This window comes from Tenacibaculum sp. AWR4_210 (genome assembly GCF_056160945.1).
Window position 1 is genome coordinate 132,025 of the sequence record NZ_JBSWYF010000006.1, and the last position, 22,085, is coordinate 154,109.

The window sequence follows — 22,085 nt, forward strand, 5'->3', positions numbered from 1 at the left end:
GGACGCTCACTGCTTTTTTTTATAGTTTTATCGGAAGATGACTTTTCTTTAGCTTACCAGTACTGTCGTAGTACTCGACAAACCATAAAACTCCTTCTTTATACACCATTCCCTTTTTTGAGTTCAACAAAAACAAATCTGCACGACTCGTTTTTAGTAAGCGGTATACTACGTTTCCTTGTGCATCCTTTACCACATAGCCAAAATCGGTTTGATTTAGCTCATAACTATTCACGGGTTTCGCTTTATTTACTTGCTCCTTCTCCTTAGTCTCCGGCATCACCTCTTTGGCAACAGCTACGGTTACGGATTCAGCAGGCTTAGCAACTGCTGCTGTTGAATTCGGATTGTATTTCACTTCCTTCATACTGCGAAACGCTTTGCGTATCGCTTCATTATAGGCCATTTTATAATCCTTCTGCCTACTCATTCCTTCTGCAGACTTGTAAAGTACTCTATTTTGACAATCACGAAGCTCGACAACACTTCTGGTTTTAAACAAACCAGAATTATCCTTGATATTCGCTACGAGCGATTTACATCGGTTATTAGAAATTTCATCTGGCAATTTATCGGTATCAAAAAAAACGGTATACCCCAATTTTTCAAAGAAAAATTTTGTGAGGGAGCTCGTTTGATACTGATCTGGTTTTTTAACAAAATCGAGTTGCTTGGGTACAATAACATACTTATAACTCGTCACTTCTTCTTGAGCCAACGTACTTAAGGAACACAGAAGTCCCATGAGTACAGGTATAAATTTTATTCTCATTAATTAAATAGTAAGTTAAATCCTAACTGAAAAGCCACGTTGTTTGCCGATGCCAAATTAGGTAATTGGAAAATATTATCAATGGCTGTATACATGTTCACTTTTCCTATTTTTGCAGAAACTCCTAGTCCTACATTAGAATACGAAAAATCATCTACGGTGTAGGTTACTTTCCCCGCGAGTCCTTTCAACAAGCGCTTCTCGTAAAATCCAGTCAAGGCGAATTTAGGCCCAGTAGGTCGTGTTACTACAAATACCTGTCCTCCTATCGCATTGTCAAAATAGTCTTCGTAGCTCATATCATAACAAGTTTCCTCACGTCGCGTCCTCCCCCAACTGTGCTTAACTGATCCGTTAAACTTTACAGGACGGGCTACCGTATACGACTCTCTATTTTCTTCACTTGGAACCTTCGCTTTAAAATCGTTGTTTAGGTTCTCCCAGTAATCTGTTGACGAAGAATCGTATTGAAACTCAATTCCTGAAAAGGAATAACTTCCTTTTATTTGACCATTCCTAACATCTTTGCTGTAATTAACAAACCCTAAATCGAGTATGCTTGCAGAAAATTCGGTTTGGGCATCCAATTTATAGGTGATCCCTAAATCAAGTCCCAGTCCTAAATTCCCTCCGAAAAACAACCTTCCTAAAACGGCACTAGTACCAACTCCTTCATCATTCTCGTTATACAATCCAGAACTATACGCTCGGATATCCACGTTGTTGAGATAGTGGGTGTAAATATTATTTTGTCCTCGACGCGTTGAAAAAGATCCTGAATTGTTCGTACTCATAGCATTCATAATTCCCGAATAAATCTTTAATCGAGCTCCTGCAGTAAGTTTGCGGTTAATTTTTCTGCTAATTCCGAAATGCAAAACACTTAAGGCTTCTGCTTTCACATTGGCTTGAGAAAGTAAAAAACTCTTATTTAAATTCGAAGCATTCCCTTCATTTATCAATGTAAGTATATCCTTAGGAATGTTCGCAAAAACATCCAACTCAGTATAAAAACCGGCTGTTAAATAATGCCTATCATCCAAACGATATCCTCCTGAGAGGATTTCTGTTTGAACATTCATTTGAATATAATCGTTCGTAGTAATGTTATTCAAAGCATTGCGGTACTTGACATTAAAATCTACTCCGTCTTTCAAAAACAAATCAGAAAGCGTAATCCCCGTCATCCCTGTTTGCAACGAAATCCCCGATAGTAACGGTATTCCCACGTGATACTTGTAACTTACGTTTGCTCCTGGATTCAACAATAATGTTTGTGGTAACTCATCAAATCCGTAGAGTACTTGTTTATTTTGTCCATAGGCACTAACAAGCCCCATAGCACCAAAAAAAAGAGCTATTAATTTATTTTTCATTAGTCAATGTTGAAATAAAAAGTTCCTGCTGATTTAAACGTAAATATTTTACGTTCGTTAATATTTATGATTGATCCGTCTGTACTCGGGATTAAAGTAAGTGTCACCTCAATTTTTCGAGACCCGAAAATACTAGCACCTGGAGTGAGTAAAATTTCTTCTCTATGCTTAAAATCCTTTACATTTTCGGCTATTGCTAACTGATTTAATCGGTACGTTTCATTATCAGCATCATCTAAAAATCGAAAATCCAAGGTAAAACGTCGATTAAATGGATTGGTAATTTCAAAATCGATATCGATTTTTTCCATTTCATCGGCAGCAGAATTTTCGAACAATTCGAATCTGGTTTTGTCTGTAATAGTTCTCACCTCTACTCCTGCCGCATTGACAAAGGAAGTTTGGTCTAACTTGGTAAACGCCAAAGAGGCTGTAAAAGTTGGCTTCAACACGATGCTATCGGCCTGATCAAAATCGAGCTCTTGTACACAAGAAACTGTACTTATAGCCATAATAATCAGCACTAGAACTCGTAAAAATGGTTTTGTCATAATTCTGTAATAGGGTTATATAGGGAACGATTTAACTTTAAAGATATTGCTTTAATTGCGGTAAGGAGTTCACCGCAATCACCGAGGTATCTGCCGGTTCTTCATCTGAAAAATGAATGGCTTTGATGCCCACATTCAAGGCTCCTAACACATCAGCTTCATAACTATCTCCAATCATAATCGCTTCTGACGGCTCACAATTTGCTTGTTCCAAGGCAAACTCGAAAACCTTCGGATTGGGTTTTTTCACCCCCACACTCTCAGAAGTCACCACTACGGTGAAAAACTCAGCAATTCCAGAAGACTCCAGTTTCCGCTTCTGAACTTCATCAAATCCGTTGGTAATGATGTGCAATTCATAGGACTTTTTCAAGTATTCTAATACTTCAATAGCAGCATCAAAAAGGTGATTATAGTTTGGTAAATAATCTATATAATCAATAGCAATTTGTTGGATATCCTCATCTGAAACCTCATAGTTCAAACGGTCAAAACTATCCTTCAAGCGCCTGTATCTCAACGCCTCTTTAGAAATCTTATCATCTCTAAACAGCCTCCAATACTCCAAATTAATAGGACGATAAGTGTCCATAAACAAGTTGAAGTCCAATGGAAAGTCACGTTCTTTAAATATTTGTTTAAACGTCAGTTCAGAGTTCTTTTCAAAATCCCATAGCGTATGATCTAAATCAAAAAAAAGGTGTTTAATCATCATGTTCCAAATTTAAAGGGTTTTTAGCGTAAAAAAACTATTTTAACTAATATTTTCACATTTTACATACGAATAGTATCTTGTGTGCTGAAAATGATTAACAATTGTGGATACCCTTTTTAACTTATTTTTGATTGTTAGTGCCATTCATGGCTTCATATTCAGTAGTTTTTTGTTTTATCAGAAGAAAAAAACTACGAGTAAAAGTTTACTTTTTTTAAACTTAATGATTGTCTGTTTGTCTCTTAACAACTTACAATCGTGGTTACTTGCCAAACAAGACAGCTTACAAATTAGCTATTTAGAGTACTTTCAATTTCCATGGCATTTTTTGATTGCTCCTTTATTTATCAGTTTTCTTTGTATTTATTTGGAACTCAATAACAGGTTGCTCATCCTTAAAGCTTCTGTTGTCGCTTTTATCATCTCAGTAATATTTCAGGGGATATACTTATTCCAAATTCGCGAACTGGGAATTGCAAACTACGCTTTTCACTACGAACGATACACAACCATCGAAGAAACGGTTAGTTTTTTAGTATCCATTAGCATTTTTGGCTATGCTAGCAAACTCATATATACCAAAGAAATTCTCAAAAAACAGGTCCTCTCCTACGACAACCTCAACTGGCTAAAAACCTTTATTCTAATCGCTGGAGTTTCCTATATTTTATGGGCTGTTGCCCTCTCTTTTGAATACGTATTCAATTTTAAGCAAGTACTCGAGTTTCACTTTCCTTTACGATTGATGACTACTTTACTCATCTATTGGCTCGGTTACCAAGCGCTCTTCGTTATCCGTCAGACCGAAGAACGCAAGCATTTGAGGAATTCTACCGTCACCTTAGGGAGTTCAAAAGATCAAAAATCGGATAAATTTCAACAGGTAGAACACTTCATACTGGATAACAAAAGGTATTTAGATACCCAGTTGACCCTCGAAAACCTCGCAAATGATTTAGTGATGAGTACGAGTTCTTTGTCTAAGTTGATTAATGAGCACAGTCCGTCAAATTTCAATTACCTCATCAACAGTTACCGAGTTGCCTACGCTCAAAAATTACTTTTAGATCCAACTTACAGTGCTTATACCATTACCTCTATTGCCTTAGAATCCGGCTTTAATTCCAAATCTACCTTCTATACTGCATTTAAAAAACATTCCGGGCAAACCCCCACTGAATACAGGGAACACGTCAAAAATACGGAAGTCCCAAATCCAGCAAACCTATCCGGAAATCTCTAAACCGACATATTTCAGACAAGGAACTCAATTTTCACGAGTAACATTGCCTCAAAACAATACTCATGAAAACACTATTCAAAATTGCACTGTCAGTCCTATTACTAATCTCGGTAATCACTGTTCAATCACAAGAAGCAAAACTCACCAAAAGTGAAGCGCCCGAAAAACAACAACGCAAACCTATTAAGCAGCGAAAAAACGAACTTAAAATAGACGCTTTCGATTTGTCATTTCGAAGTGCCTTGGATTTGTCGTACGAACGAATCACCAGGAATGAATTTAGTTATGGATTGTCCGTACTCGTGAATTTTGACAATACCCTAGCTTACAACGAAGACTTTGCTTTTACTCCTTTTTTTAGGATGTACTTTTTTTCAGATGAAAGTTATGGTGCTAAAGGATTCTTTGCCGAATTGTTCGGAAAGTTTGCTTTTGGAAATCAACGCAAATTCAAAATCCTATTTGACACCATGGATCCAAAACAGCACTACTTTGAAGCAGGACTAGGTATTGTTGTCGGGCATAAATGGGTACATGACAACGGGTTTACTGTAGAACTCTCCTTAGGAGGCGGTAGAAGCCTCGGTTTTAGTGAAAACTCACCTCAACAACTGTATCGAGGAGGAATTTCAATGGGTTATCGCTTTTAACGAACACTATCGGAAGGGAGGAGACTCACCTGCATTACTTCTCTTCCCTTCTTTTTACTTACAGGCAATTTCTAGGAAACAACTCCTCCACGCTTCTAAACATTTTCAATCAAATTATTACACTATTTTTATCATGAACTCGGTATTCAGACTCTTACATATTTTACTTTATTTTCAGGTGAGCAGCTTACTGGCTCAAGAGGCTTTAAAGGGTACTACCCCACAAAAACTCACAGATGAATTTTCTTCGCAATCCACAAAATACAACGAATTTAACATCGACGCCTTTGACTTGGCTCTGTACAGCGCCATTGAACTCTCTTACGAGCGAATAAGTCCTAAGAACATTGGTTACGGATGTTCTGTATTGGTAAATTTTCATACAACGGTCGACTATCATCAAGTATTTGCTTGGACGCCTTTCTTGAGGCTATACCTATTGAATCCACCGCGCTTCAAAGGCTACGGGTTCTATACAGAGCTCTTTATTAAAGCCGTTTCGGGAACATTTTATGATACATCTAAAATCAGAGAAAATACCTCTGACTATTTTGATGTCGGTTTAGGTTTGGGGTTGGGTTACAAGTGGAATCCCTTTAACAAATACACAGTGACCATCTCATTAGGCGTTGGCAGACCGCTGGTCTACAACACCAACTCCCCAGATTTAATACAACGAGGGGGCTTGGCTATTGGATATCGTTTTTAATTATTCACGATCACCTCATAGCCTTATAGTTAGGACTTGTTCCAAATTGAAAATCGCTACTATTCTTAATATATTCTACTATCTTAGCTCCTTTAAAAATAACTGCGTGCATCCTGAACGATTACATATCTTATTTTTATGTGGTTGGTATCCGTCAAAGGTCCTACCCAACAACGGTGATTTTATAGAACGTCACGCACAGGCTGTTAGTTTGCGCCATCGCGTTAGTGTGCTCCACATTATTACCGACCCCGATGCGAAGAAAGACATTAGCATTGAACGAAATGTTAGCAATAATGTAACCAGCTATATCGCATATCTAAAAAAAACACCTTCTCGCATTCAAAAAGGACAGTTATTTTTTAAAGCATTTAAACAATTATTGACTACAATAGGAAGCTTTGACCTAGTTCACGTCAATAAACTATACCCTTTCGGCCTATTAGCCCTGTATCTTAAGTTTAAATATAAAATTCCATTTATCATCTCAGAGCATTGGACAGGCTACCATGCCCCCCTTTCAAAAGCTTTGAAGTTACCAGAACTACTACTCTCAAAACACATCGCAAAAAAGGCCAGCTACCTTTGTCCAGTTTCCAAGGATTTGGAAAATAGTATGCGCGCATTGGGCTTACAAGGACGTTATTGTCCGGTCCCCAATGTGGTTGATACCGATCGTTTTATTCCAAAGCAATCAGTGAATTCCAAATTGACACTCGTGCATATTTCAAGCATGCTAGATGCACACAAAAACGTATCAGGAATACTGCGAACACTTGATAAACTCAGCTCTTACAGGACTGATTTCAAACTCCTTTTGGTAGGCGAAAATTCCACTCGTTACCAATCTTTAGCCGCCTCCTTACAGTTGACTCCTTATATAGAGTTTCACGATCACGTAACACACGAGCGCGTTATAGAATTTCTACAATCGTCAGATGTATTCGTTTTGTTTAGCAACTACGAAAACCTTCCTTGTGTTATCTTGGAAAGTTTTTCTTGTGGTACTCCAGTAATCAGCACTGATGTAGGCGGTATCTCTGAATTTTTCCCGGAAAACTTCGGTCAGTTGATTCCAGTAAATGACGAAACTGCGCTGTTAGATTTCTTACGTCATTTCAAACCTGTCAGTTCGCAACAGCAGCGTGCTATGCACGCTTATGCCCAACGCCTTTTTAGTTATCAAAGTATTGCGAATCAGTTTACCGAACTCTATTATTCATCTTTGTCTCATGCTGCGAACCTATCTAACTAACTTTCTTCAAAGAGCAGGAGCCTATATCTTTGGGATTACTGTGCTCGCTAGGATTTTTTCGTTTGTGGGCTCTTGGTTGGCGCTACAACTCTTACCCAACAAAGCTTTGGGAACCGTCTTGTTTTCCTGGACCATTTTCAGTTTTATTACGCCCCTAATTGGTCTCGGGCTACACCAAGGATACATACGCTATGGCGCCTTAGAAAGCGATGCTTCGCAACGTTCAGCACTGCTGCACTACGTCGTTAAAAAGGGCGTACAAGCATCTGTTGTTTTGGCTTTTTTCGTGGGCTTAATCGCTTTTTTTATCCCGTTTTCATTGGATTCTGTTGCAAAGCACTTGCTCTTTTTTTTATTGAGTTTGCCTTTGCTATTCCTTATAGAAATACTTAAAATTAAAGCACGACTAGCGCACGACAATAAACGCGTTGCCTTTATTGAAGGAACGTATCAATTGTTACTACTGCTGTGCATTGCTGTGTTCAGTGTATTTTGGTCGATTCAAGGATACCTATTAGCATTTGTTATAGCACCCAGCCTTACCCTAGGCTTCTATACGCGTGACTTTAACAATGTATTCAAAACTGCTCAATACGTGCCTACCAAAGGCTTTTGGTCGTTCGGAATATACGCAGCACTCTCCAACGTTGCCACCATGCTTCTCTTTTCTATAGACATGTTACTCTTAGGGGAATTACTACACGATCCAGAAATGGTAACACTGTACAGATACCTCTCGTTAATCCCCTTTAGTTTATTGTTTTTACCTAGGGTATTTATGACCACCGATTTTGTGAGTATTACCGAGAACATTTACAATCATAAAGCAACTAAAAACTACATTTACTCTTACCTAAAACTCTTTACTATCATAAGTACAGTGCTTTTCTTTGGAACCTATCTATTCAGAATTCCCCTTTTGAGGTTGTTCGATCCTCAATTCCATCAATACGCAACGAGCTTTACTATTCTAATGTTTGGAATTTGCGGAATATTGCTTTTGAGAGGTCTTTTTGGTAACTTGCTGTCATCGATTGGACTGGCACGAACCAATTACTACCTTACGCTTATCGCTATTAGTCTCAATCTTCTTTCTAACTACTATTTAATTCCTCGCTATCATATACTAGGTGCCGCTATTACCACCGCGAGCATTATGTGGTTTACTGGAATTGCCAGTGCTTGGCTTTTTTACTATAATTACAACAAGCAAATTAGGACTTCACTAACTTCAAAAGCTTAGGAAGTTCGTTGTAGTGCAATTGATAATAATGCTCATCTTTAGCACCAAAGCTCTTGTAGTACTTAGCAATACCTGGCATTGAAGAACCTCCAAAGTCAAAAACATCAAAATGCTTTTGATACCTAAAAATAGCGCGATCATTCATAAACGTGTTCGCTCCGTTTTTTCTATTTGAAAAATCAGAAGAACAGACAAGTTCAGTAACGCGCTTTTTGTGTTTAAGGAAAAACGCTCCTGCAACCAACTCATTATCCTTGTCGTACACGGTTAACAATTCACCTTTCTTCTCTGCCAAACAATGCTGCATCAACCTCAATAAACGCTGATAATCTTCCGCTTTTATGTGGCGAACTCTTTTGCCGACGTTTTTTTCAAAAAGTTGTATTAAGGCATGTGGAGAATCGGACCACTTTTCGGTCAGATCGTGTTTTACTGCTTTTTGTAGTTCTCGCTTTCGATTTCTATTGTATTTCGCCAACAACGCTTCATAAGAAGGAGACAACGACAATATTTGCAACGTCTTGTCTTTTTGGTACTCTTTAAAAAAACTGGGATGATTCCCTGCATTTAATCGGAGCTCCACAAAGCGATAATCGTCGAACAAAGCAATCAAAAACTCGTTCTCATCAACAGCAACTTTACTAAAGATTCCTAATTGAATTAACCACAAGGGCGGATACACGTAAGAAATAAACCACTTACGGCGTTTCGGAATGGGCATCACTGCCTCATAATCATCAAGTACCAATACTTCCCACTGCTCCACTACCTGGTCTAAATACCAAGAAAAGCCAAAAATTGATGATTGCATGGCCTCTTCTACACAGGCATTGTATTTTGCCTCATCCAACGCTGCTCTTTGTACTTTTCGAATCATCCTCTTTTCGCTATTTTTAACATAGAACCGTATAACCTTGACCAACCTCGCCAGCGCAGGTAACCACTCAAACTCTCATTGTGAAATAAGGTTATAAAAACACCTTGTACTTGCTTTACTTCATTTTTTAAATCTCGTATTTTACCGAGGGCCTGCTTAGGTGTAAGCTTCATATAATCATTCAAAGTAGTATCCATCACGGCAAAAGGAAATACTTTCAATGGCGTTTGTATTTCAAAATCCAAATCGTAAAAATAGAAAGGTGTACAAGTACTCGCTCGAAATCCAGCATGACTGGCATACCCCATTGAATAGTCTTCAGTAATTTCCAAATCAATGAGTTTTTGATAGGTATCGGGTAGTGAAAAACGCAGGTAATGCTGTCTTGATCGTTTAATTGGCAAATTTGTAATTTGCTCTAAACGTTCCTTTTCCATCTTAAGTAAATCGAGATCGTGCATGGTATAAAAAGAAGGGTGTAATCCAACCCTAGCATAATCAACCATATCTTTAATCAATAACTTAAACTTTGTTTTCGAAGCCGATACATTGGTGTCGTACGTAGTATAATCGCCAATCAAAAAGAAAAAAACCGTTCGAACGTCGTGCTCAGCTTTTAGGCGAATTATGCGATCAAAGGTATCAAAAGGATCCTTTTTTATATTAAATCGAACTGCAAAGCGATCCCACAAATTAAATATTTTCAATTCGTACGTATCCTTTAGAAATCCACCAAGAGTACGGATAAAACTTTTGTGCTTATACGCAAAGGCATTGTCTACATCAATCGTAGAAATAAACTGATATTGACGTTTTGTATACTGGTAGTCTGGAAATCGTTTTTGCAACTCCGCTAAGAACTTGAAAGCCCAAATATCTACCACTGGTTTTTCTAAAAACCCCTCTTTAAACGCAATGCTCTCTGCTGCCTCAAAACGGCCATAGTGGTCTTTGATATGAGGTAAATATTCTTCGTACCGAGAAATCAGATAAAAGCTCGCTGCAAAAATATCAAAAGGAATGTCCGATTTCGCCCCTTGTAAAAAGAAACAGGGCACTCGATCCCAACGTTGTACATGAATCTCTACATCGCGTACACCTTGTTGAAACAATAAATCATGACTTTTCACGAAAAATTCTTTTCCCAGCGCAACTTTCGTATAGGAAAACTTCGGACCATTGTGTGCCACAAAGTCCTCTACTCTACTGGTAAAGTCAATCGGAATTTGAAGTATACGTGTCAGTAAATGTTTAAAAATATAACGAACTCTCGGAGTAATCGTGTGCGAATAAACTAGCAGCATTCCATTTCAATTAAAATAACAAGGCTATAACAAACCTTCATCGGCAAAGCTAAAATACAGTTTTTCCGCAACTATAACGTGGTCCAGTAATCTTAAATCTAACAATTTGCAAGCCTCTTTAACTTTGGCGGTGAATTGTTTGTCTGCTGTACTGGGAGAGACTCTTCCGGAGGGATGGTTATGACACAGCACAATTCCGATAGCATTCAAAGCCACTGCATGCTTGATAATTAAACGGATATCCACTAAGGTAGCTGTTAATCCACCTCTACTTACGAGGTATTCCATCAGGATTTTATTTGAATTATTTACGTAGAGCACCCAAAATTCTTCAACGTTCAAATCACTTATTTTAGGGGCCATTACACGCATCACGTCACTGGCGCTTTTGATGTACATCGGCAAGCCTACTTCTTCGTGAATTCGTCGTTTACCCAATTCCAAAGCACTAATTAAGCTAATGGCTTTGGCTTCTCCAATTCCTTTGAGTTGCATGAGTTCCACAACTGTGCGCTGTGCCAACTTTTGTAGATCGTTATCTACGGTAGCCAGCAAACGCTTGGCCAATTCCAAGGCACTTTCATTCTTTCCTCCAATCCGCAGTACTATGGCTAACAATTCAGCGTTAGACAAGTGTTCTTTTCCTTTCAACAACAATTTCTCACGAGGACGATCGTCTTCATACCAATCTTTAATCGATAATTTTTCCATAGCCAAATACTTATAAGTCTCATAAATATACTTCAATTTTTGCACAACCCAAACGAGCACAGTATCTTTGTACCCTATCTTTTTTATTTTTACTTATGAAGATTATCATAGCCGGAGCCGGAGACGTTGGCTTCCATTTGGCTAAATTGCTATCATACGAATCGCAAGACACCTACGTTATCGATTTTAACGGGGAAAAATTAAATTACATCAATAACCATTTAGATGTAATAACCAAAAAAGGAGATGCAACCTCTATCCAACTACTCAAAGAAATTGGGATAGAAAGTGCCGACTTATTGCTGGCAGTAACGGAAAGCCAGAACACCAATTTTACCATATCGGTAGTTGGGAAGGCCTTAGGAGTCAAGAAGACGATTGCGCGTATTAACAATCCTGAATTTTTAAAGAACGATGTGATCAATTTTAAAGATTACGGTGTTGATTTTATGATTTCGCCCGAAGAACTCGCTGCGGAAGAAATAAAACAACTGTTGTATCAATCTTCGTTCAACGACACTGTTGCTTTTGAAAATGGTGTTTTCAATATCATGGGAACCACTTTAGGCTACAAATCTCCAATTCTGGATTTGACCGTTAAGGAAGCCAAAGACAAGTTTTGTTTGGTCGACTTTATTACCATTGCCATCAAGCGTGAGGGCGTTAGTCAAACCATTATTCCTCGAGGAGATACGGTGTACAAGCTCAATGATCAGGTGTACTTTTCAGTTCCCAAATACAGTATTAACAAACTCTACCCCATTATCGGTAAAGAACATATAGACATTAAAAATGTCATGATCTTAGGAGGAAGTAGTATTGGGAAGAAAACCGCACGCAACCTCTGTAGAGACGATTTCAAAGTAAAATTAATTGAGCGAAACAAAACCAAAGCACTTCAATTGGCTGAAGACTTGAGAGACACCTTAGTTATATTTGGTGACGGTCGTGAATTGGAACTCCTCGAAGAAGAAAACATCCGCGAAATGGATGCTTTTGTTGCCGTAACCGGAGATTCAGAAACAAACATCATGTCTTGTCTTGTAGCCAAATCAAAAGGCGTAAAGAAAACCATTGCTTTGGTGGAGAATATGGACTATATCAATATTTCTCAAACCATAGGTATTGATACATTGGTCAATAAGAAACTAATAGCCGCCAGTAATATTTTCCGACATATACGTAAGGGGGAAATTTTAGCACTTGCCAATTTGCACAACATTGATGCTGAGGTATTCGAATTTGAGGTACAGCCTGGTGCTAGAGTAACCAAAAAAGTAATTAAAGAATTGCGTTTCCCTCGCGAAGCCGTTATTGGTGGGGTTATCAGAGATGAGAAAGCCTTAATGTCTTTCGGTGATTTCCAACTACAAAGTGGAGACAAAGCCATCGTATTTTGCTTACCCGAAGCAATTTCAACTGTAGAAGATTTGTTTAACTAATGGAAAACTTAAATTTTAAGCTCATCTACCGATTTTTAGGGGTCACTGCCGTCCTAAACGGTTTGTTTATGTGGACTGCCGTCCCATTTAGTTGGTATTTTGATGACAGCGCAGTATTCGGTATTTTAAATGCGGGAATTATTACCATTTCAATTGGTTTGTTGCTGTATTTTTTTAACAAGCCAATCTCAAAAAACATTCAAAAGAAAGAAGGTTATGTCATTGTAACTTTCGGGTGGTTAATGCTTACAATCACAGGTATGCTCCCCTATTTACTCACGGGTTCTATACCGAGTGTTGCCGATGCCTTTTTCGAAACCATCAGTGGATATTCGACCACAGGTTCTTCAATTTTGGCCGATATTGAATCGATGCCGAAAGGAATTTTATTCTGGCGTAGTGCCACGCACTGGATTGGTGGAATGGGAATTATAGTCCTGACCATCGCCATACTCCCTTTACTGGGTATTGGAGGAATGCAGTTATTTATGGCAGAAGCTCCAGGACCATCGGCAGATAAATTACACCCGAGGATCACGGATACCGCCAAGCGTTTGTGGTTAATATACGTGCTCTTGACCTTTGTAGAGTTCTTTTTGTTGAAAATTGCAGGGATGACTTGGTTTGACGCTATTAACCATGCCATGGCTACAGTGAGTACAGGAGGATTCTCTACTAAAAATGCGAGTGTAGCCCACTGGAATCACATGCCGGCGATCCAATATATCATTATTGCCTTTATGTTTATTGCAGGGACCAATTTTGTATTGACCTACTTTGCTTTAAAAGGTAAGATTCAGCGCGTTTTTCAGAATGAAGAGTTTAAATACTATTTGTTTAGTGTGATCGGAATCAGTGTGATTGTCGCCTTGGGAATTCTCTTTTTCCAAGACCCTCACTTACAAACGTCTATTGCCCACCCTAAAGTTTTAGGAGCGACGGAAAGTGCGTTTCGTCACAGTCTATTTTCTGTAATTTCGGTTATGACCACCACCGGATTTGTCACCGCAGACTTTACCATGTGGAACTTTTTTATCACTGGTGTTTTCTTCGCATTGTTCTTTTTAGGTGGATCGGCAGGGTCTACTTCGGGAGGAGTGAAAATTGTACGTCATATAATCATGCTAAAAAACAGCTTTTTAGAATTCAAAAAGTCGTTGCATCCCAATGCAATCATACCTGTGCGTTACGACGGTAAGGCCGTTTCTCAAACGATTGTTTTCAACATATTGTCATTTTTTATTTTGTATATGTTGATCTTCATTTTAGGAACAGTAACCTTAGCTTTTATGGGCTTAGATATTCAATCGGCTCTGGGTGCTTGTGCTTCCTCATTAGGAAACATAGGTCCTGCTATCGGTAGTGTGAGTCCGGTAGATAATTTTGCCCATTTGTCAAATAGTGCAAAATGGTTTTGTTCTTTTCTCATGCTTATAGGACGACTGGAATTATTTACAGTACTGATATTACTCACTCCTTTCTTCTGGAGAAAAAATTAGTACTCGTCAACGATATACATACAACACTTAAGTCACCTTTTCCTACGAAGGTGACTTTTTCTTTTACATACATTCCTTTTATCATCACAGTCACACCTTATTATTATACACTCAGGTATCTAAATCCTATACGGTAGTCTATTCAAAGTACATTTGATTTGAATTTGAATTTTGTTAATCACGAAAGTCAAATTTCAAATGTAACTACTAACTAAACCTACCACATTATGGATCAATACTTAGGACAAATACTGTTGTTCGCGGGTAATTTTGCCCCCAGAGGCTGGGCTTATTGCAATGGACAACTGTTAGCCATTTCTCAAAATGACGCCTTGTTTTCACTCTTGGGAACGACCTACGGTGGAGATGGCAGAACCACCTTTGCCTTACCAGATTTACGAGGAAGAGCCCCTATACATTCCGGTACCGGCCCTGGCCTTACAACAAGAAGACCTGGAAATCGATCAGGAACCGAGACCAGTGCTCTTAACACTCTTACGATGCCTAACCATTTTCACATGACAACACAACTACTCCACGGAAAAGTACAAGTCAACGCCGTTGAAGATGATGCCAATTCTGATGAGCCTACTGACCATTATCTCGCCATTCCTAACATCGAAGGAACCAACCAAATTTACAGTTCTAACCCAGCTGAATCTGCTATGAAGACCTTTGCTCCTGTCATACCAGAGGCAACAGCTCCTAGTGATACTATAACACTTGAAAATACGGGAAGCGGCAGAGCATTCAACAATATGCAACCAATTTTATGCATTAACTATATCATCGCGTTAGTAGGAGAATATCCTTCGCGCTCATAACCACAAAAACTACATTTTATTATGGAACCATTTATCGGACAAATCATGATGTTTGGAGGCAATTTCGCCCCTAGAGGTTGGGCGTTTTGCGATGGCCAACTACTCAGCATTGCTTCAAATACAGCGCTCTTTTCAATTTTAGGAACCACGTATGGAGGTGACGGAAGAACTACTTTTGCCCTTCCAGATTTACGAGGGCGAGTAGCCGTACATCCCGGAACAGGACCTGGATTGTCGACACGAAGATTGGGACAACGAACGGGAACGGAATACAACGTATTAAGCGTTTTAAACCTGCCCTCACATACGCATACCGCCACCTTTAAACCCTACAGTTTTCCAATAGCTATACCCGCCGTGGAGGACGATGCTAATTCAGATGAACCCACAAACAATGCTTTGGCAATCCCCAATATTGGCGGTGGTAATCAAATTTATAGCACTGCGGCACCTGACACACAGTTAGGACCCGACAGTGGTGAAGTTCAAGTTGGCGGAAATGTTACTGTATTCAATACTGGTGGTAGTCAACCCTTAAACAATATGCAGCCCTTTTTAGCAACGAACTACATTATTGCACTGGTAGGACTATTCCCATCGAGAAGCTAATAACCCAAACACTATAAAAACTTTTGAAAATGTTAAGAAAATTCAGTTTTTTACTACTTACAGGATTTTTTATCCTTTCCATGAAAACGACTCAGGCACAACAAGAAGGATTTCTTGGTGAAGTTAAAATGTTCGCCGGAAATTTCCCTCCACGAGGTTGGGCCTTTTGCAACGGTCAACTGATGGCCATATCCCAAAATCAAGCATTGTTTTCCATTTTAGGCACCGCTTATGGTGGAGATGGGCGTGTCACTTTTGGACTTCCTGACTTTAGAAGTAGGCTTCCAAAAGGGGTCGGGACTTTTCCAGGATTAGCAACCGTCACCAGGGGACAAATGCAAGGAAGAGAACTTATCACCTTATCAATACTAAACCTACCCTCTCACAACCACTTAGCCAGTTTTACACAAACAGCCGGAATCGCTACAATGTTTGCGGTAGCTGACGATGCTAACCTAGATGACCCTACAGGGAACTATCTAGCGATTCCAAATATAATTGGAACAAACAAAGTATATAGCAATGCATCGCCAGACGCTCAATTAGCCAACGGAACTGCTACTGTCACAGGAAACGTAGCCGTAGGTTTGAACGGAGGCTCTCAAGCTTTTGACAATAGGAACCCATATACCGGAATTCATTTTATCATCTGTATACAAGGTGTTTTTCCTTCAAGAAATTAACCTATGTTAACAAAAACAAACAACTCATTGTTTTCCAGAATTTAAGACATAACTTAAAAACACCAATCATATAAAAATTAACCTCTATGAAACATTTTTACCCTATACAATTATTGAAGAAAGGGGGGCTCAACTTACTAACCTTGTTAAGTATCACCTTTACCTTCGCCCAAACAACTCTGACTACGGGAGACCTAGCTTTCACTCGTATTCAAATGGACGATGATTCCTTTTCCTTTGTTTGTCTCGTTCCTCTAGAAAACAACACCACTTTTTATATTACCGATGAGGCCTGGAATGGAACTGCTCTCAACACCAATGAATCTGAATTTTTGTTTACTGCAACTTCAGCAATTCCTGCAGGAGAAGAAATCTCTTTCAATGCGTCGACCAACACCCTGAGTTTCTCTGGTGGTAGTACCCTCGGTACCTTAACCCACTCAGGCGGAACCAATCCTATCGGTAACAACTGGCTAGGATCGGGAGGTGATAATTTATTTATTCATCAAGGAAACTCTCGAAATCCTACTGTCAACCAAATAATCACAGGTATCAGTGCCAATACAGGTACCATAGGAAGTCCTGATAACTCATGGCAACTGTCTGCAACTACGTCAAGTACTTTTCTTCCATCGAGTTTAGTAAATGCGACCAATGCCGTTGGCTTGTATACCAATGGTGTTCGCAGTGAAGTTGACAATGCCCGTTATAAAACTTCAGCCCTGCACAACGGAACTAAAGCTGATTTATTAGCGGCAATCACAGACGCAGCCAACTGGGATTTTGATAATACTACACCTTTTGCGCCTTCTGGAACAGCGTTTAACGTAACCACCAACGATTTTACCTGGACTGGAGCAACCAATAATGATTGGGCTACTGCTTCGAACTGGAATACGTCAAGTGTACCTCATGCTACAGCAAACATCACTATACCTAACGGATTAACCAATTATCCTACTGCGGCCTCTAATATCACCTTTAATACAATGACCATTGCCAGTGGTGCTACATTCATTGCTCAGGGAACAGTTACAGGATCAATCACCTATAGTAGAAGCCTTGGGACAAACAATTGGTACTTAATTTCTGCTCCGCTATCAAATGTTAATATCGCTACTTTCATCGGTGCGCATAGTTTGGCTTCTGGAACGGGAAGTAATCTCGGTCTTGCTCCTTATAACAACAACGGTACGGCCTGGAATTACTTGACAAACGCTGCTTCAGGAAATTGGACCAACGGACAAGGGTATTCGATTAAACTAAGTTCTGCAGGAACCATCAGTTTCTCAGGGAACGCTACTACGAGTAATGTTTCAAGAACAATAACTCAGAGTACGAACAATTTAAATTTGGTAGGAAATCCATTTACCTCATTCGTGAACTTAGGAAGCTTTTTTACCACCAATAACGGCGGACAATTAGCAGAACAATCTGTTTGGATGTGGAACCAAGCTACAAGCAGTTACGATGTTCGTATGTCGGGAACTCACGCTGGTTTTCAAGTGGCTCCAGGGCAAGGATTTTTCGTAAAAGCAGGTGCTGCTTCTACCAACGTAACATTCAATACGAGTAACCAAAGTCATCAATCAACGGAGAGCTTTCAACGCGCTGATCGTCCTGAAATTCACTTAATGGCTACCAGTGACTCAAAGAGTAAAACGACAAAAATATTCTATATCGCAGGTACTACTAACGGATTTGACAACGGTTACGACGGAACTGTCTTTGGAGGAAACAGCAGTACTTTTGAACTTGCAACACGCCTTGTTCAAGGTGATAATGGAAAAGATTACGCCATCCAATCGTTACCTGTAACAGGTATGGAAACGACTGCGGTACCAATTAGCTTAAAGGCTAAAAACGGCCAAAAAATCAGTTTTGCAATCGACACCAAGAACGTCCCTACTGGCCTCAACGTTTACCTTGAAAACCGAGAAACTGGAGACTATCACAACCTTAGTGAGAAGGACTTCAACACTGTTCTCAAAGCTGACTTAAACGGTGCCGGAACCTACTATTTACACGCTAAAAGAGGCGTTTTAAACCTTGATAACATTCAAAACGACCTAGCTGCCATCAGTGTTTATCAAACCGATACGAATTCCTTAATGATTACAGGATTGAAAAGTGGCAAGGCCGAGGCTACTATTTTCTCATTACTCGGAAAACGACTAGCTCAAATTCCTTTTGAAGCCAAAGGGCAGTCAGTAGTTTCACTCCCTACATTAAACACAGGAGTATACCTAGTAAAAGTGCAAACAGCACTTGGAAGTACTACCAGAAAAGTTATCATCAACTAATTAAATTGTGACTTATATGAATACTAAAGATAAAAACACCCCTGAAGAAATTACCCGTAAAGAAGCCTTAAAAAAGATTGGAAATTACGGTAAATACACAGCATTAACTGCCTTAGGAACCTATTTACTTTTAAACCCTAAAAAAGCACAAGCGCAGAGCCCTGAAGATCCAGGAGATGGATTTTAACCCATACGCCCCAAGTTTTCTTGGGGTTTTTCTTTGAAATTCTCCCCCAACGTTATTTTAAAGTAAAGTATTGAATTGCAAACCACTAAAACAAATCTTTTTCTTATTTTAGAAATCTACTTAAATTAATTATATATGAGACACACTTACGCTACTAAGATTTATCTTTTGGCTATCGGCTTGTTCACTAGTTTGTGTTCCTACTCTCAAGAGATCAATGATACCTTTGAGGACGGCAATATTACTGGATGGACAGAAGGAACGGTAGGTCACTGGATAAGCTCAACCGACTCCCCTATCACCGGAAGTAATTCACTCAAACACAATGTCAGCAGTACGACTGGCAACAGTTACATCAGCCAAAGTATCTCTGGCCTTGATTTAGCAGCTCAAGACGTTACCTGGCAATTTAATATTAAAAATGGAGCCTGGGATCCTTCCAGTGCCAACAAATTTTGGGTGTATTTAACTGCCAATGAAAGTGATTTAGGCTCAGCAACAGTTGATGGATATGCCATCGGTGTTAATTTGAGCGGTTCAACTGATGCACTAACCTTGTGGAAAGTCACCAATGGAGCGGCAGAAACTGCCCTTATCACTACTTCCATCAATTGGAACAGCAGTCAACTACGAGGAATTCGTGTAACGAGAAGCACTGCTGGGAATTGGGAAATTTTCGCTGACGCAGACGGTGGATTTGACAATTTAGTAAGTCAAGGAACAGCAAACAACACCGATTATACTTTTAAAGATTTTTTCGGTGTATATTTCAAATATACCTCTACTAGAGCAGGGTTTCTTTGGCTCGACGATATTTTAGTTCAAGGTGCTGCTCCTTCCCCTAATCCTGCGGTAACGTTCGATAGTGCTACGAGCAACGAAACTGAAACAGACAGTAATTTCAATACCACCATCCCCGTAACCTTAAGTAATTTTGCGGCCAATGTAACCGTAAGTGTTACAGTTAACGGTTCGAGTACAGCAGAGGGAGGAGACTATACGCTCAATACCAACTCACTTAATTTTACGTCCAACGGTACCCAAAACATCTCTATCGATATCAATGACGATGCAGACATGGACAACGAAACCGTAGTCCTCGACATCGCTGTGACCTCTGGAACTGCTGACCTCGGCATTTCTACACATACCATAACGATACAAGATGACGACCTCCCAGAGGTACGCATCTCAGAATTCATGTACAATAGTCCGAGTACTGATGATGAATGGATTGAAATATTCAACGAAAGCGGTGGTACGCTCGATATCTCGAATTGGACTTTAGAATACAACGGTAACACTTTTACATTTCCTGCGACCACCAACTTCAGTAACGGAAGCTATTTTACCATTGCCGTAGGAAGTAACGGTGATGGAACCTATAATAACGACAATAGTTTTACGCCAGATTTTAATAATCTTTCTGTTGCGAACTCAGCGGTAAAAGACACGAATAGCACCAATAAATTAGGAAACACTTCAGGAACTATTACCTTGAAAAATAGCAGTGGTGTAACCGTAGACGTAGTCACCTATGACGATGGACACGTCAGTTCAACAGACGGTAATGGTACAACCTATGAAATTGTAGCCACGGCAACGGACAACGCCTCAACGAGCTCCAATTGGCAAGCGAGTGTAATCAACGGTGGTTCACCCGGAAGAATCAGTGGTTCTACTTGGACAGGAGCTACGAGTAACTCTTGGACCACAGCAAGTAACTGGACCGTAGGAGTACCTGTAGCCACTTCTGATGTTTCTATACCTAGTGGACTCACGAACTATCCAGTGATTTCAGCAAATACGACCATCAATGCAGGAGTTATTGCATCAGGAGCGACCGTTATAGCGAATGCTACAGTAACAGGAAATTTCACCTATAATCGCAGTTTAAGCACCAGCAATTGGTACCTTGTGAGTCCTCCAGTTAGTGGTGATACTTTTCAAGCAGTAATTCAACGCAATACTTTTGCTACTGGTACAGGAAGCAATATTGGTATTGCTCCCTACAAAAATGACGGAACCGCGTGGGATTATAAAACAAATAGTACTACTGGAACCATTACTTCTGGTCAAGGATTGTCTGTTAAACTAGCTTCTTCAGGGACGCTGAGTTTTTCAGGTAGTTTACAGTCTACTAATGTTACCTATCCTATTACGCAAGCGACTAATAATTTCAATCTAGTAGGAAATCCCTTTGCTGCTTTTATCAATTTGGGAACGTTTTTCGCTGGAAATAATGCGGGGCAGCTCTCAGAGCAAACCATCTGGATGTGGAACCAAGCAACCAATAGCTATGAAACGAAAATGTCAGGTACTCACGCTGCATTTGAAATCGCTCCAGCTCAAGCCTTCTTTGTAAGTGCCGGCGCTGCATCGACCAATATTAGCTTTACAACGGCAAATCAAAGTCATCAATCCGATAGTTTTCAACGTAACGCTAGACCTGAACTTACACTTGTTGCCACGGGAACTAAAGGAAAGAGCAGTACTCAACTATTCTTTATAGACGGTGTAACAACTGGTTTTGACAACGGTTATGACGGGTCTGTTTTTGGTGGTTTAAAAAGCACCTTTCAGATTGCAACACAACTCGTTACTAACAACATTGGTAAAGACTACGCTATCCAATCATTACCACTTGACAACCTAAACCGTCAAGTTGTACCTGTGTCATTAAGAGCCAAAAATGGAGAACTCATTGACCTATCCATAAGCAGCACCAACCTTCCACAGGGAACCAAAGTCTATCTAGAAAACAGGGAAACGAAGGAATTTGTTGAACTATCAGAAAATGCCACCCAAATCAAATTGACTAAAGATCATGAAGGAATTGGGCAATTTTATATACACCTAAGTTCTAAAACACTGTCTACAGCACCGATTACTAAAGACCTTCATCAAATTAGTATTTATCAGTCTTCTAAAAACAGTTTGACCATCACTGGATTACAAAGTAATCAGGCTACGATGACGATGTACAACATGTTAGGTAAAAAAGTGAATACTACTTCATTTTCTTCAAATGGGGTTCGTGAATTATCAATACCTACGCTGAGTAGTGCCATTTATATGGTAGTACTGGAAACAGCAGAAGGAACAGTTCAACGAAAAATAGTTATTCAATAA

20 protein-coding genes are annotated in these 22,085 nt (G+C 39.5%); 13 read left to right on the forward strand and 7 right to left on the reverse strand.

What is annotated here, in order from left to right; genetic code table 11:
* Positions 1-19: 19 nt before the first annotated feature.
* From ACXAG7_RS12485 to ACXAG7_RS12500, 4 genes are read right to left on the reverse strand one after another with little or no spacing between them, the layout of a single operon-like run.
* A complete protein-coding gene (locus ACXAG7_RS12485) occupies positions 20-772 on the reverse strand; it encodes a hypothetical protein (protein ID WP_476666980.1) in 753 nt (250 codons plus the stop codon).
* A complete protein-coding gene (locus ACXAG7_RS12490; RefSeq protein WP_476666981.1) occupies positions 772-2,148 on the reverse strand; it encodes a DUF5723 family protein in 1,377 nt (458 codons plus the stop codon). Before ACXAG7_RS12490 ends, ACXAG7_RS12485 begins: the two co-directional genes overlap by 1 nt.
* Positions 2,148-2,699: a hypothetical protein gene (locus ACXAG7_RS12495; protein WP_408043006.1), complete on the reverse strand. Its 552-nt coding sequence runs from the start codon at positions 2,697-2,699 to the stop codon at positions 2,148-2,150. Before ACXAG7_RS12495 ends, ACXAG7_RS12490 begins: the two co-directional genes overlap by 1 nt.
* Before the next feature lie 37 nt (positions 2,700-2,736).
* On the reverse strand, positions 2,737-3,414 hold the full coding sequence (locus ACXAG7_RS12500; protein ID WP_408043005.1) for a YjjG family noncanonical pyrimidine nucleotidase: 678 nt from the start codon (positions 3,412-3,414) through the stop codon (positions 2,737-2,739).
* A 223-nt stretch (positions 3,415-3,637) separates the two neighbouring features.
* Here ACXAG7_RS12500 and ACXAG7_RS12505 point away from each other — a divergent pair, with 223 nt between their 5' ends.
* The 5 genes from ACXAG7_RS12505 to ACXAG7_RS12525 all read left to right on the forward strand — a co-directional run bounded on the left by ACXAG7_RS12505 (position 3,638) and on the right by ACXAG7_RS12525 (position 8,514).
* Positions 3,638-4,657 carry a helix-turn-helix domain-containing protein gene (locus ACXAG7_RS12505; protein ID WP_476666982.1) on the forward strand — a complete coding sequence of 340 codons (1,020 nt, stop codon included), beginning with the start codon at positions 3,638-3,640 and terminating at the stop codon, positions 4,655-4,657.
* 62 nt (positions 4,658-4,719) lie between these two features.
* Entirely contained in the window at positions 4,720-5,307 is a 588-nt protein-coding gene (locus ACXAG7_RS12510; RefSeq protein ID WP_476666983.1) for a hypothetical protein, read from the forward strand.
* Entirely contained in the window at positions 5,249-6,016 is a 768-nt protein-coding gene (locus ACXAG7_RS12515; RefSeq protein ID WP_476666984.1) for a hypothetical protein, read from the forward strand. The genes ACXAG7_RS12510 and ACXAG7_RS12515 overlap by 59 nt, the downstream gene beginning before the upstream one ends.
* Before the next feature lie 106 nt (positions 6,017-6,122).
* A complete protein-coding gene (locus ACXAG7_RS12520; RefSeq protein WP_476666985.1) occupies positions 6,123-7,271 on the forward strand; it encodes a glycosyltransferase in 1,149 nt (382 codons plus the stop codon).
* On the forward strand, positions 7,249-8,514 hold the full coding sequence (locus tag ACXAG7_RS12525) for an MATE family efflux transporter (protein ID WP_476666986.1): 1,266 nt from the start codon (positions 7,249-7,251) through the stop codon (positions 8,512-8,514). The genes ACXAG7_RS12520 and ACXAG7_RS12525 overlap by 23 nt, the downstream gene beginning before the upstream one ends.
* Here the strand turns inward: ACXAG7_RS12525 and ACXAG7_RS12530 are convergent.
* The 3 genes from ACXAG7_RS12530 to radC are packed head-to-tail and all read right to left on the reverse strand — an operon-like array spanning position 8,486 to position 11,406.
* Positions 8,486-9,391, reverse strand: coding sequence for a GNAT family N-acetyltransferase (locus ACXAG7_RS12530; RefSeq protein ID WP_476666987.1), 906 nt, complete (start codon positions 9,389-9,391; stop codon positions 8,486-8,488). The genes ACXAG7_RS12525 and ACXAG7_RS12530 overlap by 29 nt on opposite strands.
* On the reverse strand, positions 9,388-10,695 hold the full coding sequence (locus tag ACXAG7_RS12535; RefSeq protein ID WP_408042998.1) for a polysaccharide deacetylase family protein: 1,308 nt from the start codon (positions 10,693-10,695) through the stop codon (positions 9,388-9,390). The genes ACXAG7_RS12530 and ACXAG7_RS12535 overlap by 4 nt, the downstream gene beginning before the upstream one ends.
* Before the next feature lie 24 nt (positions 10,696-10,719).
* On the reverse strand, positions 10,720-11,406 hold the full coding sequence (gene radC, locus ACXAG7_RS12540; RefSeq protein WP_476666988.1) for a RadC family protein: 687 nt from the start codon (positions 11,404-11,406) through the stop codon (positions 10,720-10,722).
* Between the two features lie 95 nt (positions 11,407-11,501).
* Here radC and trkA point away from each other — a divergent pair, with 95 nt between their 5' ends.
* From trkA to ACXAG7_RS12580, 8 genes are all read left to right on the forward strand, one after another.
* Positions 11,502-12,848: a Trk system potassium transporter TrkA gene (gene trkA, locus ACXAG7_RS12545; RefSeq protein WP_476666989.1), complete on the forward strand. Its 1,347-nt coding sequence runs from the start codon at positions 11,502-11,504 to the stop codon at positions 12,846-12,848.
* Positions 12,848-14,347: a TrkH family potassium uptake protein gene (locus tag ACXAG7_RS12550; RefSeq protein WP_408042995.1), complete on the forward strand. Its 1,500-nt coding sequence runs from the start codon at positions 12,848-12,850 to the stop codon at positions 14,345-14,347. The genes trkA and ACXAG7_RS12550 overlap by 1 nt, the downstream gene beginning before the upstream one ends.
* A 227-nt stretch (positions 14,348-14,574) precedes the next feature.
* A complete protein-coding gene (locus ACXAG7_RS12555) occupies positions 14,575-15,171 on the forward strand; it encodes a phage tail protein (RefSeq protein ID WP_476666990.1) in 597 nt (198 codons plus the stop codon).
* Between the two features lie 21 nt (positions 15,172-15,192).
* The gene (locus ACXAG7_RS12560) at positions 15,193-15,780 is read left to right on the forward strand and encodes a phage tail protein (RefSeq protein WP_476666991.1); all 588 of its coding nucleotides are present in this window, start codon (positions 15,193-15,195) and stop codon (positions 15,778-15,780) included.
* A 29-nt stretch (positions 15,781-15,809) separates the two neighbouring features.
* A complete protein-coding gene (locus tag ACXAG7_RS12565) occupies positions 15,810-16,463 on the forward strand; it encodes a phage tail protein (protein WP_476666992.1) in 654 nt (217 codons plus the stop codon).
* A gap of 86 nt (positions 16,464-16,549) precedes the next feature.
* Positions 16,550-18,766: a T9SS type A sorting domain-containing protein gene (locus tag ACXAG7_RS12570; RefSeq protein ID WP_476666993.1), complete on the forward strand. Its 2,217-nt coding sequence runs from the start codon at positions 16,550-16,552 to the stop codon at positions 18,764-18,766.
* Positions 18,767-18,782: 16 nt separating this feature from the next.
* Positions 18,783-18,953, forward strand: coding sequence for a hypothetical protein (locus ACXAG7_RS12575; protein ID WP_408042990.1), 171 nt, complete (start codon positions 18,783-18,785; stop codon positions 18,951-18,953).
* A gap of 135 nt (positions 18,954-19,088) precedes the next feature.
* Complete coding sequence (locus ACXAG7_RS12580) at positions 19,089-22,085, forward strand: lamin tail domain-containing protein (RefSeq protein ID WP_476666994.1); 2,997 nt, start codon at positions 19,089-19,091, stop codon at positions 22,083-22,085.